Origin of the sequence: Commensalibacter sp. ESL0382 (genome assembly GCF_009725775.1) — a bacterium.
GTDB classification, from domain to species: domain Bacteria; phylum Pseudomonadota; class Alphaproteobacteria; order Acetobacterales; family Acetobacteraceae; genus Commensalibacter; species Commensalibacter melissae.
In genome coordinates, this window is the sequence record NZ_WNII01000011.1 from 71,428 (window position 1) to 87,633 (window position 16,206).

General features: G+C 36.6%; 17 protein-coding genes. 6 read left to right on the top strand and 11 right to left on the bottom strand.

Features of this window, described 5'->3' with window-relative positions; genetic code table 11:
• Positions 1 to 50: 50 nt before the first annotated feature.
• From GM552_RS04570 to GM552_RS04600, 7 genes are read right to left on the bottom strand one after another with little or no spacing between them, the layout of a single operon-like run.
• Positions 51 to 485, bottom strand: a complete 435-nt coding sequence (locus GM552_RS04570; protein ID WP_155565477.1) for a type II toxin-antitoxin system RatA family toxin — start codon at positions 483 to 485, stop codon at positions 51 to 53.
• A gap of 40 nt (positions 486 to 525) precedes the next feature.
• Positions 526 to 1,461, bottom strand: coding sequence for a lipoyl synthase (gene lipA, locus GM552_RS04575; protein WP_155565478.1), 936 nt, complete (start codon positions 1,459 to 1,461; stop codon positions 526 to 528).
• A 57-nt stretch (positions 1,462 to 1,518) separates the two neighbouring features.
• Entirely contained in the window at positions 1,519 to 2,376 is an 858-nt protein-coding gene (trpC, locus tag GM552_RS04580) for an indole-3-glycerol phosphate synthase TrpC (RefSeq protein WP_122123602.1), read from the bottom strand.
• 12 nt (positions 2,377 to 2,388) lie between these two features.
• The gene (gene trpD / locus GM552_RS04585; RefSeq protein WP_155565479.1) at positions 2,389 to 3,465 is read right to left on the bottom strand and encodes an anthranilate phosphoribosyltransferase; all 1,077 of its coding nucleotides are present in this window, start codon (positions 3,463 to 3,465) and stop codon (positions 2,389 to 2,391) included.
• Positions 3,466 to 3,467: 2 nt separating this feature from the next.
• The gene (locus GM552_RS04590; protein ID WP_155565480.1) at positions 3,468 to 4,070 is read right to left on the bottom strand and encodes an aminodeoxychorismate/anthranilate synthase component II; all 603 of its coding nucleotides are present in this window, start codon (positions 4,068 to 4,070) and stop codon (positions 3,468 to 3,470) included.
• A 39-nt stretch (positions 4,071 to 4,109) separates the two neighbouring features.
• Entirely contained in the window at positions 4,110 to 5,621 is a 1,512-nt protein-coding gene (gene trpE, locus GM552_RS04595) for an anthranilate synthase component I (RefSeq protein ID WP_110438023.1), read from the bottom strand.
• 21 nt (positions 5,622 to 5,642) lie between these two features.
• Positions 5,643 to 7,565 (bottom strand): peptidylprolyl isomerase, encoded by a 1,923-nt coding sequence (locus GM552_RS04600; protein ID WP_155565481.1) that lies wholly within the window; start codon positions 7,563 to 7,565, stop codon positions 5,643 to 5,645.
• 210 nt (positions 7,566 to 7,775) lie between these two features.
• On the opposite strand from GM552_RS04600, the gene tpiA reads away from it, so the two are divergent.
• From tpiA to kdsA, 4 genes are read left to right on the top strand one after another with little or no spacing between them, the layout of a single operon-like run.
• The gene (gene tpiA / locus GM552_RS04605) at positions 7,776 to 8,531 is read left to right on the top strand and encodes a triose-phosphate isomerase (protein ID WP_155565482.1); all 756 of its coding nucleotides are present in this window, start codon (positions 7,776 to 7,778) and stop codon (positions 8,529 to 8,531) included.
• Positions 8,532 to 8,571: 40 nt separating this feature from the next.
• The gene (gene secG, locus GM552_RS04610; protein ID WP_155565483.1) at positions 8,572 to 8,865 is read left to right on the top strand and encodes a preprotein translocase subunit SecG; all 294 of its coding nucleotides are present in this window, start codon (positions 8,572 to 8,574) and stop codon (positions 8,863 to 8,865) included.
• Between the two features lie 56 nt (positions 8,866 to 8,921).
• Positions 8,922 to 10,553 carry a CTP synthase gene (locus GM552_RS04615; RefSeq protein WP_155565484.1) on the top strand — a complete coding sequence of 544 codons (1,632 nt, stop codon included), beginning with the start codon at positions 8,922 to 8,924 and terminating at the stop codon, positions 10,551 to 10,553.
• Entirely contained in the window at positions 10,550 to 11,386 is an 837-nt protein-coding gene (gene kdsA / locus GM552_RS04620; RefSeq protein ID WP_155565485.1) for a 3-deoxy-8-phosphooctulonate synthase, read from the top strand. Before GM552_RS04615 ends, kdsA begins: the two co-directional genes overlap by 4 nt.
• Here kdsA and GM552_RS04625 read toward each other — a convergent pair.
• Positions 11,367 to 11,843, bottom strand: a complete 477-nt coding sequence (locus GM552_RS04625; RefSeq protein WP_196424853.1) for a DUF3429 domain-containing protein — start codon at positions 11,841 to 11,843, stop codon at positions 11,367 to 11,369. The genes kdsA and GM552_RS04625 overlap by 20 nt on opposite strands.
• A 207-nt stretch (positions 11,844 to 12,050) precedes the next feature.
• Here GM552_RS04625 and eno point away from each other — a divergent pair, with 207 nt between their 5' ends.
• Together eno and GM552_RS04635 are read left to right on the top strand one after the other, a co-directional pair.
• Positions 12,051 to 13,340, top strand: coding sequence for a phosphopyruvate hydratase (gene eno / locus GM552_RS04630; RefSeq protein ID WP_155565487.1), 1,290 nt, complete (start codon positions 12,051 to 12,053; stop codon positions 13,338 to 13,340).
• A gap of 35 nt (positions 13,341 to 13,375) precedes the next feature.
• Positions 13,376 to 13,705 carry a septum formation initiator family protein gene (locus tag GM552_RS04635; protein ID WP_155565488.1) on the top strand — a complete coding sequence of 110 codons (330 nt, stop codon included), beginning with the start codon at positions 13,376 to 13,378 and terminating at the stop codon, positions 13,703 to 13,705.
• A 102-nt stretch (positions 13,706 to 13,807) separates the two neighbouring features.
• Here GM552_RS04635 and rpmG read toward each other — a convergent pair whose 3' ends face one another.
• The 3 genes from rpmG to GM552_RS04650 form a co-directional block, all read right to left on the bottom strand.
• A complete protein-coding gene (gene rpmG / locus GM552_RS04640) occupies positions 13,808 to 13,975 on the bottom strand; it encodes a 50S ribosomal protein L33 (RefSeq protein ID WP_008853818.1) in 168 nt (55 codons plus the stop codon).
• Between the two features lie 156 nt (positions 13,976 to 14,131).
• On the bottom strand, positions 14,132 to 15,547 hold the full coding sequence (bioD, locus tag GM552_RS04645) for a dethiobiotin synthase (protein WP_155565489.1): 1,416 nt from the start codon (positions 15,545 to 15,547) through the stop codon (positions 14,132 to 14,134).
• On the bottom strand, positions 15,540 to 16,205 hold the full coding sequence (locus tag GM552_RS04650) for a hypothetical protein (protein ID WP_155565490.1): 666 nt from the start codon (positions 16,203 to 16,205) through the stop codon (positions 15,540 to 15,542). Before GM552_RS04650 ends, bioD begins: the two co-directional genes overlap by 8 nt.
• Between the last annotated feature and the right edge of the window lies 1 nt (position 16,206).

A 16,206-nucleotide genomic window follows, 5' to 3' on the forward strand; every position in this document is an offset into this window, starting at 1 on the left:
TAAATAATCCCTCATTATGGGCTTAAACTGGCATCCATAATAAAAAATTATTATGCTGTTGCATAGATATCATCGGCACGCTTGATAAAAGCGGAAACCATTTTTTGGACCGCTTCATGAAAGATCAACCCCATAGCTTTTTGCATTAACTTTGACTTGAACTCGAAATCGACAAAAAAATCAATTGTGCACCCTCTTTCATCGGGTAGGAAAACCCAATGATTACTTAAATATTTCAAGGGCCCCCGATCATAGGTCACTTCAATCTTATCAGGACGATATAACTCAACACGACTACCAAATACCTCGGTAAAAGGTCCAAAACCGACTTTTAAATCAGCGAGTAAAAGTTCACTATCCTTATATCGAATATACGCTCCGTTACACCAAGGCAAAAATTCTGGGTATAAATCAACCGCGGCAACCAGATCAAACATTTGTTCGGGTGTATGGTTAATTAAACATTGTTCGGTATGCGTAGGCATCAATCATCACTCCAGAATATTTTATTATATACACAACAGCTTAATGCAATGCATACCGTTTACGTTTCAACACCGTAAAATCTGCATCAGCATGATAAGATGAACGTGTTAAAGGAGAAGCGCTTACCATTAAGAAACCTTTTGATTTAGCCAATTTTTCCAATTCTTTAAATTCATCAGGATGAACATATTCCATAACAGGTGCATGTTTGGAAGACGGTTGTAAATATTGACCCAACGTTAAAAAATCTACCTCAGCACATCTTAAATCATCCATAACCTGAATGATTTCTTCCTTTGTTTCTCCCAGACCAAGCATTAACCCCGATTTTGTGAATATGGACGGATTCAGTATTTTTGCCTCATGCAAAATTCTCATTGATTGAAAATAACGGGCGCCTGGACGAATGGATGGATATAAACGTGGAACTGTTTCCATATTATGGTTGAAAACATCGGGTTTGGCTGCGCTGATAACAGCCAACGCCCCATCTTTTCTAAGAAAATCAGGTGTCAGCACCTCAATTGTAACAGTTGAAGAAATATTTCTTATAGCCTTGACAACATTTGCAAAATGGGAGGCCCCACCATCTTTTAAATCATCACGATCAACAGATGTAATTACAACATGACGCAATTTTAATTTTTGAACCATATCAGCAATTTTTGATGGTTCATCATGATCAATTGGGTCAGGTTTTCCCGTTGCAACATTACAGAACTTACATGCTCTTGTGCAAATGCTTCCCAAAATCATTACTGTTGCGTGACCCTCTGACCAGCATTCACCAATATTTGGACAAGCAGCCTCTGCACAAACGGTATTTAGTTGATAATTCTGAAGCAAAGTATCCGTTTCATTAAAACTGGAACTATGTTTAATCCTTGTTTTAATCCACGCCGGTTTAGGAAGTTTCGCAATATTCTCACCAGATAAAACTGTCTGATGACGAACTACAATACGTTTTACAGTCATTTTAGATCATATTCCCGATTGTAAAAAAACAGATACGCAAAACAACATAAAACAATTTTATTTAATTCCTAATAGATTTCTGGCCGCTGCCCCTGCATTTTTTTGTGATAATAGGCTTTCACCCACCAATACTGCACCAGCTCCAACTTTCTGGACAGCCTGAATATCCTCAAACGTTTTTAATCCACTTTCTGAAACAATAATACGGTCAGGAGGAACCAATGGAGCAAGATGTTGAGTTATCGATATATCCGTTTTCAGGGTTTTCAAATTTCTATTATTGATGCCAATAAGAGAAACATCCAATGCCAGCGCCCTGTTCAATTCTTCCCTGTCATGTACTTCTACAAGCACATCCAGCTCCAAACATGTAGCCAATTCCAGTAAGGCGGCCGCTTCCTTATCTTTTAGTGCGGCCATGATCAATAAGATACAATCTGCTTCAATCACGCGACTTTCGTAAACTTGATAAGGTTCAAGAATAAAATCTTTACGTAGAACAGGAAGGGAACAAGCATCTCTTGCAATTTTGAGATCCTCATTATTTCCATGAAAATATGCATTTTCTGTTAAAACGGATAAACAACAAGCTCCTGCATTTTCATATTGAACCGCGATCATCGCCGGATCATAGTCAGGACGAATAATTCCTGCAGATGGAGACGCTTTTTTACATTCAGCAATTAATCCAATCTGTTTTTTTGCCACCTGGTCTTTTATTATTTTAGCAAAACCGCGAGTTGGCGTATTTTTATTTTTTGCTTCTCGAATAATATCCTTGAAGGATTTTATTTCCGCCCTTTTTGCAACTTCGGCCCTTGTTCTTGCACAAATTCGCTCCAATACATCAGAAGGATGATTTTCAGATTGCAAAATGGCATTCAAAACGGAATTGGATTTTTCTTCGTCATTCATGATATTGTCTAATTAAAAATGGTTTTCATTTTGTATGGCCCGAAGAACTGATAAAGCCTTACCGCTATCGATCGCTTCAGACGCTTGGTTTATAAGTCTCTTCAAGATACAAGGATCAATTTCACCATGTGAATTTATCAAAGAATAACCTTTTACAATATGTAGCGCAATAGCGGTATTTATCAAGACTGTATCACGATAGGCACCTTTTTCACCATAAAGAAGATCCAGCAATGCCTTCGCATTTTCGGAAGGTGTTCCACCCTGTATCTCTGTAAGTGGGGTATGTCTCAGACCGGCCGCTTCCATAGTGGATAATGTTAAATCAACCGGTACAATCCTGTTATTTTCCAGGGCCAGTATCGTTGATGGTCCTGCCAACGTAATTTCATCAACACCGTGTTCGGATTTATTGGGATCAATAAACCCATGAACAGCCCATACCCGTTTTGAACCCAGTTTTTGCAAGACCTTGATTAGAGGATACAACCATTTTTCATGATATACCCCAATCATTTGATATGAAACATTTGCCGGATTGGATAAAGGACCCAGTAAATTAAATATAGTCCGAATTCCAAGTTCTTTACGTACAATATTAATTTCTTTAAGAGCCGGATGATGAATAAAGGCCGATAAAAAAGCCAATTTATTATCACGCAAATTATTTTCAATAACTTCAAAATCATCCTCTGGCATAATACCCAGAGCAGATAGTACATCAACACCACCACTTTTGGATGACTGTGCCCGATTTCCATGTTTGGCAACCGGTATTCCAAGAGCGGCCAGAACAAAACTGACAGCAGTAGAAATATTCAAAGTGCTACGTCCATCTCCGCCTGTTCCACATACATCAATTGTTTCATCATCAATCAGTTTTATGGACAGCATGCGTTGACGCATTGATTGAACAGCCCCTAAAAGCTCTTCAACCGTTTCACCCCGCATTCGTAATATTATTAAAAAAGCCGCTATTTGAGCGTTTGGGACATTACCAGAAAATATATGCTCGAAAATTTCATAGGACTTTTCCGTAGAAAACTTTTGTCCTTGTAAGGCTTGTTGTAAAATATGTGTAAAAGACAAAGTTAAATCCTGTTTTTCAATGACTTTTTTTCATTCCATTCATTTGATAAAAAAAGGAAGTTTTTCAATAAATCATGACCTTGTTCAGAAGCAATGCTTTCTGGATGAAATTGCACACCATATAAAGGAAATCTTTTATGTTGCAAAGCCATTAAAATATTATCGTCGGTGAATGCCGTTAAATTAAAATCATCAGGGAGACTTTCCGTTTCAATAATTAAAGAATGATAACGAGTTACCTTTAGGGGATTGTGCAAATTCTTAAATATTCCTTTTCCATCATGTTTGATTTTAGAAATTTTTCCATGCATGGGATTTGTCTTGATAATTTTGGCTCCAAATGCCTGCCCAATAGCCTGATGTCCAAGACAAACACCCAAAATGGGGATTTTTGATGCGGCACTTTTAATCAATTCACAACATATCCCTGCATCAGAAGGTGTACAAGGGCCAGGTGAGATAACAATTGCCTCGGGTTTTAATGATATGGCTTCACTTACAGAGATTGAATCATTTCTGTAAACCTGACAGTCACATCCCAAATCACCAAGATATTGGACGAGATTATATGTAAAACTGTCATAATTATCGATAAGTAAAATCATGATTTCTTCGAATTCCAAAAATTTGATTAAAGCATATGATTAATTTGCTTTTTTAGAAAAATTCTTGTTGGTAAACGTATAACGCCAAGCCTCTTCAGCGGCACGAAATAATGCTTTTGCCTTATGTTTTGTCTCTTGGTATTCCGCTTCCGGATCGCTGTCAGCAACCACCCCACACCCTGCTTGAACATACATATGCTGATCTTTAATGAGAGCTGTTCGCAATCCTATACAGGTATCCATACTTCCATCCGCTCCAAAATAGCCAATACATCCTGCATAGGTTGTTCTGCGTGTTGGTTCTACCTCATCAAGAATTTCCATCGCTCTTATTTTGGGTGCTCCCGTCAATGTTCCAGCTGGAAAACCGGCAATCAAAGCATCCAGAGCGGTTAGCCCTTTACGCAATTTCCCTTCAACATTTGATGAAATATGCATTACATGGCTAAATCGTTCAATAACAAATTTTTCTGTTACTTTTACACTTCCAATTTCACTGACACGCCCAACATCATTCCGACCCAAATCAATCAGCATAAGATGTTCGGCCAATTCTTTTTTATCAGCCAACAATTCTTTTTCTAACTTGAGGTCTTCTTCATAACTTTTACCTCTTGGACGAGTGCCCGCCAAGGGGCGAACCGTTACTTTTCCACCTCTCAACCTGACAAGAATCTCAGGTGACGAGCCAACCAGGGCAAAATTTTCAAGTTGAAGACAAAACAAGAAAGGTGCCGGATTGATTCGTCTTAACGCACGATATAATGATACTGGTGATAAAGCAAAAGGAACAGAAAAGCGTTGACTGGGGACAACCTGAAAGACATCACCATCATAAATATATTTTTTGATATTTTGAACAATATCCCTAAACTGATCTTTGGTTAATGTTGATTGCGGTTTTGGTAATGTTAATGGATTGATATTCGAAGTTTTTTGTTCTAAAGGAAAAGGCTCAGCCAATGCTTCTTGAATTTTTTGCAAGTTTTTTTTTGCCTGAAATTCTGTTTTGTCTGACGTATCCCTTAGAGGTGCCGCCAAAATCAGTTCGTCCTTAACAGCATCAAAAATTGCAAAAACAGAAGGTCTGATCATGATTCCTTCAGGCAAATGAAGATCATTGACCGGAGGATTGGGCAGATCTTCCATCTGTCTGACCATATCATATCCCAAATATCCAAAGATCCCACCAACCATGGGTGGAATATCCATATCAATTTCTAATTGGCTTTCAGAAATCAATGCACGCAGAGATTCCAGAGGCTTTTTATTTTCCTTAATGTAATTTTCCGCATTGTCTGATGGATTTCGATTAATATAGGCAATTCCATCTATAGATTTCCATATCAAATCGGGAAATAAACCGATAATGGAATAACGTGCTTTGTTTATTCCTCCTTGCACGCTTTCCAGCAAAAAAATATTGGTCAGATTCTTTCCAACCAATTCGGATAATCTTAAAAACGCAGCAACAGGGGTCAGTAAATCAGCTGATTTAATTGAATATATTACTGTTTTTTGTTGATTAATCTGAAAATCTTCATTCAACACGAAATCTTAATCCCTTTTGAGTTAATGGCTCAGCTGATCAATTAACGCATCAAGCGCTTTTTTATTGATTGTGGGTTTACTTGATTGTTCTAATGATATTGCATAACTAGCCTCAATATCGTTTTGTAAAGACTGAGCTAATTTATCTTTCAAAATTTGGTAATTGTCCTGATCATTTTTCGATTGCGGTGTTTCAATCAAATTCAAACTTGCCACCACAAAACCATCATTTGATTCAATCATAGTGACATCACCAAGTTTCATTGAAAAAGCTGCATTCTGCAATACTGGCGATAGATTCTGGGCTGGCTTTTGTCTAGTAAATCCCTGACTTAACTGTAAGGGAAAACCTGACTTTACTTCTTCAAGTTTCTTTTTCTGAACAAAAACAGCTTTATATATGTCTGTAGCGGCAATATTTGCCTGATGATAAATATCTGCATTTTGCCAGGCTTTTATAACCTTGTTTTTTGCTTTATCATAAGATTCCTCATGAGCAGGCAATATATCCTCAATTAAAAATGCATAATATGAATTATTTCCGCCATCCATCACAGAAGGATAGGTATTTTTGGCAGTTGAGAAAATTTTGGTCAACATATTCTGTCTGAATTTTCCACTTGCGGGTATAGGTGCCTGTTCTCCATTAAGGGTCAATCCCTGTTCATTAATTGTTCCTTCCACTGCATCAGCACCTATATCAGATGTAATTTTATCAAGACTACTTCCTTCTGCCAAAATGTTCTGTAATTTGGAAACACGACTTCCCAATTCCTGTTTGGCTTGTTCATTTGCAATTTCAGCTTTCAATTGTGATTTGGCCTGTTCAAAACTAACAATTTTGGAAGGTAGTATCCGGGTTACTTTAACTACCGACCAACCTAAAGTTGTTTTGAATGGTTCTGTCACTGTTTCAGGATTTGCATTGAAAACCTCATTACCCAGTTCGGGCAGAGGAATTGCCGTTTTTTCTAGACCTGTCATTTCCAAAGCCGTTCCTTGATTATTATGCGCATACTCCTGTATTTTTTCCCAGTTGTTTTGATGACGCCAATATACAGATGCTGTCTGCGCCTGACTTTGCTGGTTAAAAGTCAAGACTTGAAAACTTCTGGCTTCAGAATGAACAAATTGCTTTTTCTTGTATTCATAGGCTTGATGTAAACTTTTATCATCAATCTCCAGACTTTTGGCTATTGTATCAGGCGATAGAATGACAATTTTTACCCTTCTATATTCAGGGATTTTAAATTCCCATAAGTGATTGTCATAATAACGCTTCAATATTTCTTCCTTTGGCGTTTCTCCTGAATGAAAATGACTATATGGCACTGAAACAAAGGATAATTTTCGCGTCTGATTCAAAAATTGATAATAGGGCTGCACAAAACTATCAGAAACTTTAACCCCCGATACAATTGGATCAATCATGTTTTGAATGGATATTTGATCCCGAACCATGGAAAGAAAATATTTTTCGGATATATTTGCCGCTTTTAACTGCAAATTGAATTTCTCACGATCAAATTTTCCATCTGTTTGATATTCAGGCATATTCCAGATTGTATCTCTAATCACCGTATCAGGAACATTAAGCCCCAATGAATGAGCGTTATTAATCAAAATATTTTGCAAAATCAGCTGCTGCAACGTTTGATTAATTGTCATATTTTTAACTATGGGTGGAATTTGGGAAATATCCGAATATCCCTCTTTCATAGCCTCTTGGTATATTTGCTTTTGGGAAAGGTTATCCAATTCCATTACAGAAATTTTTCTATCACCAACCTTGGCAACAACATTAGGATCACCATTAAGGCCATTGTTCCAGACATTCATGAATATGTCACTGACGCCCCATCCAACAAATACAATAAATATGAGTGCGACGAGAATTCGCCCAAACCAGGAATCAATAAATAAATGCCTTAACCGAGATAACATGTGATATAACCCAACCGCGTTATTTTAATTGATAATGAATCATTCTATAATTGATAAGACCAAACTGATCCACAAAAACATTTGAAAATATTATTCATAAACAGCTTTAAAAAACATCCTTTCATAACATATCCACATTATATACTATAAGCTTTATATCTTATCTATCCTGATTATCAAACATTACCTTATTCAAAGGAGTATATTAAAATGAGCAGCCCGATTATTATTGGTAATTGGAAAATGAACGGATTAACCCAAGAGGCAAAACATATTGTTTCAACTTTGCTTACCTATGCAACAAATCATCAGAATTTTGCAAAGACAGTCGTGTGCCCACCGTTCACCCAGTTACAACTTGTTAAAGAAATGATCGAAAGCAGCCCTTTTGGACTTGGTGCTCAGGATTGCCATTTTGAAGATAAAGGTGCACATACGGGTGATATTTCCCCTGCCATGTTACAGGATATTGGAGTGAAATACGTTGTTTTGGGTCATTCTGAACGGAGAAAAGATCATCAGGAGAGTAATCAACTGGTTTTAAAAAAAACAATCGCAGCACAAAACAAAGGGCTATTACCTGTTGTATGTATCGGTGAAACCAAACAAGAGCGAGAAACAAACCAACAAGAAAAAATTGTAGAGGCACAGTTAAAAGCTTCCCTACCTCAAAATTTTAATGGGTTAGTCGCTTATGAACCTATTTGGGCCATTGGTACCGGATTAACTGCCAATAATGATCAGATTTCTGAAATGATTCAATTCATTCGCAAAAAACTTGTTGCTCAATATGGAGAAAATGGTAAAAAAATATCTATATTATATGGGGGTTCTGTAAAACCTGGTAATGTTAGGGATATTTATGCCACTCCTGAACTGGGCGGTGTTCTAGTTGGAGGTGTCAGCATTGTTCCTGATGATTTCATAAAATTAATTGACATAGCTCAAGAATTTATTAGGTCTTAATCTTTATTATCCCTATCGATTGTGAAAGTATATATACACCATGATGACTGCTCTATTAATTTTGCATATAATCGTAACCTTTGCACTGATCGGAATTGTTTTAATTCAAAGAAGTGAAGGTGGAGGATTAGGTATTGGAACCAGTCAAGGCATGGGGGCATTTATGACCGGTCGAGGAACAACCAATCTTTTGACTCGCACTACAGCGATTCTTGCAGCCATTTTTATGATCTTATGCATTACAATGGCTGTTATGAACAAAGGGGCTTCGACCAAAACAAATGATATACTTGCACAACCAGTGCCCAATGGAAAAAACATTCCCCAAAAATAGTTTTTCCCTTAATTACTCCAACTCTTATAAAAGCTACTCCGTGTAAAGAAAGCTGCATGACACGATATATATTCATTACTGGTGGTGTTGTATCCTCATTAGGCAAAGGCATTGCCTCTGCCGCTTTGGCAAGTTTATTGCAATCTCGTGGTTATTCTGTCCGACTGAGAAAACTTGATCCCTATTTGAATGTGGATCCGGGAACCATGAGCCCTTACCAACATGGGGAAGTGTTTGTTACGGATGATGGAGCTGAAACCGACCTGGATTTAGGTCATTACGAACGTTTTACAGGAGTCAATGCAACTAAAAATGATAATGCAACGACCGGTCGTATTTATTCTGATGTAATCATGCGCGAAAGACGTGGAGACTATCTTGGCGCAACCGTTCAGGTAATTCCCCATATTACTAATGCAATCAAGTCCGTTATCCTGAACAATTCTGGAGATGTGGATTTCATGTTGGTTGAAATTGGGGGAACAGTCGGTGATATTGAAAGTCTGCCTTTTCTTGAAGCCATACGACAATTAAAAAATGAACTCGGAACAGATCATACATTATTCATTCATCTCACTCTTGTACCATGGATTGCTTCTGCGGGTGAGCTTAAGACAAAACCTACCCAGCATTCTGTCAAAGAATTGCAGAATGTTGGAATACAACCCCAAATTTTATTATGTCGTTGCGATCGCCCTATTCCCAAAAATGAACGACAAAAAATTGCGAATTTTTGTAATGTAAAACCTGAAGCTGTCGTCCCCGCCTTAAACGTTGACACTATTTATGACTGTCCAATTGCCTATCATCAAGAAGGACTTGATACGGAAGTGTTGAAACATTTCAATTTACCATATCAAACTGAACCTGATTTGAGCAAATGGCAGGAAATTGTCGATGCCATTCGTCATCCTCGTTCAGAGGTTAATGTTGCAATCGTGGGTAAATATACTGCCTTGCTCGATAGTTACAAATCCCTCATTGAAGCGTTAATTCACGGTGGAATTGCCAATAAGGTTAAAGTCAACTTTCAATGGATTGAAGCCCAAAAACTTGAAACAATGGATAATCTTTCCGGATTTTTTAAAAATGCAAATGCCATTCTGGTTCCGGGTGGATTTGGTGAACGTGGCAGCGAAGGCAAAATCAAGGCCATACAATATGCAAGGGAGCATAATATCCCTTTCCTTGGTATTTGCTTTGGAATGCAAATGGCGGTTATTGAATGTGCCCGTAATCTGGCAAATCTTACAAATGCTTCCTCTTCTGAATTTGGACCAACGGATGAACCTCTTATTGGTATTTTAACTGAATGGATTGATGCTGATCAGGTCAAACATCGATATTCAGGAAATAATATGGGAGGCACAATGCGTTTGGGATCTTATCAAGCTGTTTTGACCCCAAATTCAAAAGTTGCCGAAATCTATGGAGATGTCAAGATTCAAGAACGGCATCGTCATCGTTATGAAGTTAACATTCATTACAAAGATCAACTTGAAAAAACCGGCCTTAGATTTTCAGGACTTTCTCCGGATGGTGTTTTGCCAGAAATCGTAGAATATACCGACCATCCCTGGTTTATTGCAGTACAGTATCATCCCGAACTCAAATCCAAGCCATTTTCACCTCATCCTCTTTTTTCAAGCTTTATTAAAGCTGCAACAGAACAGGCCATTCCAAAATGATTCTGAATAAATCAGTCAATGTTCAATCCCTGACACTTGCAAATAATTTGCCTTTCATATTAATTGCGGGTCCTTGTCAAATTGAATCTCTAGATCATGCACTTGAAACGGCTGGTATTTTAAAAAATATTTGTCGGGAATTAAATATTGGGCTGGTTTATAAAAGTTCTTTTGATAAAGCTAATCGCACCAGTATTGAAACGAAAAGAGGGCCAGGAATGGATAAGGGTCTATCCATTCTTGAAGAGGTAAAGTCAAAGTTAAAAATTCCTGTTTTGACTGATATTCATCTACCAGAACAATGTGCGGAAGTGGCATCAGTTGTAGATATATTACAAATACCTGCTTTTTTATGCAGACAAACGGATTTGTTGATAGCTGCGGCGAAAACTGGAAAAGTTATCAACGTCAAAAAAGGTCAGTTTCTTGCACCGTGGGACATGAAAAATGTGGCCAAAAAAATATCATCTACAGGCAATGAAAATATTTTGCTATGCGATCGTGGCACATCTTTTGGATATAACACGCTGGTTAGCGATATGCGGGGATTGCCTATAATGGCGCAAACAGGTTATCCAGTTATATTTGACGCTACCCATTCTGTTCAGCAACCCGGTGGAATGGGAGGATCATCAGGTGGTCAGAGAGAATTTGTTCCATATTTATCCAGAGCCGCTGTTGCTGTGGGAGTTGCAGGTCTGTTTATTGAAACGCATGAGAATCCAGATCAGGCCCCGAGCGATGGACCAAACATGTTACATTTAAAAGATGTTACCCCATTAATGAAAACCTTGATTAAAATTGATCAAATTGTTAAATCAGACGGGCAATAAAAACGCTTATCAAACAAACTTCAATCATGATTGTCAATATCCAGCGAATTGAATAATATCCACCTGGCAACTCGCTGGAAAGATAAATTTTTTTCTCATAAGAGAATAATAGCATATAACTTGATATCAAAAGAAAAATTGCGATCAGATCATATTTATAAATTGTCAGTACAATTGTTATTTCACCTATAATGCAGGGTGATATGGCCAGCAACATTCTTTTTTTATTTATTTCCTCACTCTCTGATTGCAAATAGAGAATTGGTTTTTGCATTGCAAGTATCCAGTTTATTCCCCCAGTGAAAGACAAAAGAATTACCGCATAACTGACAAAAGAAATTATCAATTTTTGAATTGAAACAGAAGCAGGATAAAATAGAATGAAAATTGTCATTAAGAACAAGGGTAAAGGCGACAGTATTCCTGTAATAAAAAATATAAAGGGAATACGATTCATAGATTTCTCCATAATGATCAATTATTTTTTTAAAATTAGCTGAATATTGTAAATAGCTGGCAATTTGACCATTTCTTGATTATACTTGGTAATGTTTAACAAAATGTCCAATATTCTTGGCATTTTACTAAGTTATCAATCTAGTTAAATAGATTTGGAAATACAAATTTTTACTCTTATTAAAAATAAAAATGTAAGGATTAAATAATGAGTACAATTGTTGATATTCATGCTCGGGAAATCCTCGATAGTCGCGGAACCCCAACAATTGAAGTCGATGTAGAACTGGAAACAGGCGTTATTGGACGTGCCGCTGTTCCATCCGGCGCTTCTACCGGCGTTCATGAAGCCGTTGAACTTCGTGATAATGATAAAAACCGTTATAATGGCAAGGGTGTTCAAACAGCTGTTAAAAACGTCAATAGCGAAATATTCGAAGCAATCGTTGGTCTTGAATCCTTGGATCAGTTACAAATTGATCAAACCATGATCGAACTCGATGGTACTCCGAATAAAGGACGTCTTGGCGCTAATGCACTTTTGGGTGTTTCAATGGCTGCTGCCAAGGCGTCAGCAGAGGAATTGGGTCTTCCATTATATCGTTATATAGGTTCTCCATATTCACATATTCTTCCAGTTCCAATGATGAACATCCTGAATGGTGGTAAGCATGCCGACAATCCTATCGACATTCAAGAATTCATGATTGTTCCTCACGGGGCATCTTCAATTGCTGAAGCTGTGCGCATGGGTTCTGAAGTTTTCAATGCATTGAAAAAAGACCTTAAAGCAGCGGGACTAAACACGAATGTTGGTGATGAAGGAGGATTTGCCCCTAACCTCAAATCAGCACATGAAGCATTGTCCTATATCGTAAAAGCTATTGAAAAAGCTGGATACAAAGCTGGTGAGGAGATTTCCCTGGCGCTAGATCTTGCCTCTTCAGAATTTTTCAAGGACGGTAAATATAATATGACAGGTGAAGGGAAAATTTTCAATTCCAGTCAGATGGTTGATTATATTGCCGAACTTTGCAACAGTTTCCCGATTATTTCTGCAGAAGATGGATGTGCTGAAGATGATTGGGAAGGATGGACTGAATTAACACAAAAACTGGGAAATAAAATCCAATTGGTCGGCGATGATTTATTTGTAACCAATCCTGAAAGACTTGCAAAGGGAATTAAAGCCCATGTAGGTAATTCATTGTTGGTTAAAGTCAATCAAATCGGAACATTATCTGAAACTTTCAAGGCGATGGAATTGGCACATCGTCATGGTTATACAACCGTTGTAAGCCACCGTTCTGGTGAAACTGAAGATGCTACTATCGCTGATTTGGCTGTTGCAACCAATGCAGGACAAATTAAAACCGGTTCCCTTTCCCGTTCTGACCGCATGGCAAAATATAATCAATTAATCAGAATTGAGGAAGATTTGGGAAATACAGCCAAATATGCTGGTCGTAACGCCTTTAGAGCTTTAGAAACCTTGTAATTCTTTTTCAATTGATAAACACGGGGAGAAAATCAATGCATATCATACATGCAATCAAAAGATTTGTAAAAGCAACGATTCCTCCCCTTTTCTTCTTGTTACTGACAGCATATTTTGTAAAAAATACCTTTGATGGGGATCATGGCCTAAAAAGTTATCATATTCAACAGGAACAGATGATAAGAGCACAGCAAAGTCAGCAAGATGCAATTTCCGAACAAGCGGCCTGGGAAAGAAGAGTAAAAGGATTAAAAGAAAATGCCCTTGATGCAGACCTTTTAGATGAGCGAACACGGGTTATGTTAAGTTATTCAAACCAGGAAGAAATTGTTATTCCTTATAGAACAAATGAACATCTTTATTAATATAAAAGATTATTGATTTATTGAAACAAATCTGAATAAAAAAACCCTGACTAAATCAATAGCCAAAGTTTCTTTTTGATCCATAAATTAATTTAAGATTAATTACTTAATTTTCGCTTCACGGAAAACAACGTGTTTACGAACAACTGGATCGTATTTTTTCAATTCCATCTTGCCGGTATGGGCTCTTGCATTTTTTCTGGTTACATAGAAAAAACCAGTTTCCGCCGTTGAAAGCAATTTAATTTGTATTGTGTTACTTTTCGCCATTCTGTCCTCATTTTGATCAGGCTGATTTACTAAAATATAACTATATATTTTAGAGTTATATTTTACATATAAAAGCAAGTCTATTCTTTAATTCAACTTACTTACAAAATTTTAAGATTTTGTCAAATATTATTTGTTCATAATATTTTACGGATTTTAGACCATTTCTTCAGGAATGGAAATACATTCACATAACGTGGAAAGATTATCTGGATTTACATTTGATAGAAAAGGCACTTGTCCCAAAATCTTGACTTTTCCATGACTTATTATAGAATTTTTACAATCCTCGTTCAACGGCCCATTTAAAATTACCCCTGAAATTTTTATATTTCTATTTCTTAAAGCCTCGATTGTCATTAGGGTATGATTCAATGTTCCCAAAATAGTTCGGGCTACAATTATAACGGGTAAATTAATCTTTTCAATAAGATCAATGATAAACAAATGATCATTGATAGGTACAAAAATCCCACCCGCCCCTTCAACTATGTATTTGTTTTCTTGTTTCAAATCAGATACATTCACGTGATCAAGGCTTAATTCACGATTTTCCAGCCTTGCGGCATCTTCAGGAGATAAAGGTGCTTGCAATTTTATAATTGGGGATAAATATTGTGTCTCGGAAAGTTCGGCTAAATGGCAAACTGTATCTGTATCTCCAATATCGCAATTTAAACCTGTTTGAATAGGTTTCCAATAAACCGCATTTAGCAATTTTGTTAAACATGCAGAAATTAGTGTTTTTCCAATATCTGTATCAGTTCCCGTAACAAAAAAACCTTTGGCGGAAAATTTACGGAAAACACCATAGGCTATATGATAAGAACAATAATTGTAATTTTTACTAAAATCAGAAAGAACTTTCTTAAACTGAGATAACTTCAAGGGTTTTGAGGTTTCGAGAGGAACAGAAGCTCCTATAGAACGAAGTCCTTTGAAAAAATCAATTGCTGTGTCAATTTGAACAATGATCTCATCAGTTTCCCAACGACCGGTTCCTGTTTCTGGCCAAACTGATTGAATAGATTCAATTGATGGATAAGTCTGTAAATTACAGCTAAAATCATTGTCGTTATAGATAGAACGCCATTCTTTAAACGTTTCAAACGTTAGGGTAGAACAAATCAAATAGCCATTTTGTTTCAAATAATTTGTAAGAGTCCTGATTGCACTTGCAACATTATCAAACCATTGGAAAGTCAGGCTTGAACAAATCAAATCATATTTTTCATCCAATTCTGGATATTCACCATCCATAAGCTTAAATGTTAAATCGTATTTATGGTTTTTGAACTTATTTTTTGCACGATTCAGCATTTCAGGTGATATATCCGTCAATACAAAATGTGCATCAGGAAAAAAGTCGATAAGATATTGAGTTAATAATCCAGTTCCACAACCAATTTCAAGAATTGATATTTTTTCTTTACGATCGACTGAAGTTCTGAACTGTTTCCGAATACAATCAGACAATTTTTTCGCAACAATTTTTTGTATTGAGGCAAATTTTTCATATTGATCCGCCTGATCAAAAGCTTTGATTATTTTTTCTTTATAATTTCTAGACATTATTTATAAGTTCTCTGATGATTTCCGCACAGGCATTCGTTTTTGATAAAGGCAATATATGTGTATCATCGTCAAGCCACAAATAGTTGCATTCTTGAAATGATTGTATGGTCATGGTTTCATTAACAACAGGATCTTTTTTTGAAGCTATAACTGTGAGTTTATTTCTGATCTGTGGAATGATATTTCGAACATCCCCAAATTTAAGAAATTCAAGTCCTTTTTGCAATTCTTCAATATTAAAGCTGGGCAAAAAATTTACTACTTGACCACATTGCTGATAAAACTGTTTCATTATAAGATTTGAATCAGTGGATAATCCTCTGGACATACGATCCAGAACCCTTAATGCCACACCTTTCGGAAATGCAGGATCTCTGGAAAATCTGGCGAAACTGTTAATAGCCACGTAATATTTGAAACGAAAAGAAAAATTTTTTAAGAGATATAAAAAACCTAAAGAGTGTCCTACAGCAATATATTTCTCTTGTAAGTTTAAAATTGATTTAAGATTACAATTTTTACCCGTGTTTTTCCCTATAAAACCCAAATCAATTGTTTCCGAGTGGTATTCTTTTAGATTATTTTGTAATTTTTGCCAAAATGATGATGAATATCCCCATCCATGGACAAATAGCAAACGATAATTATTTTTCATG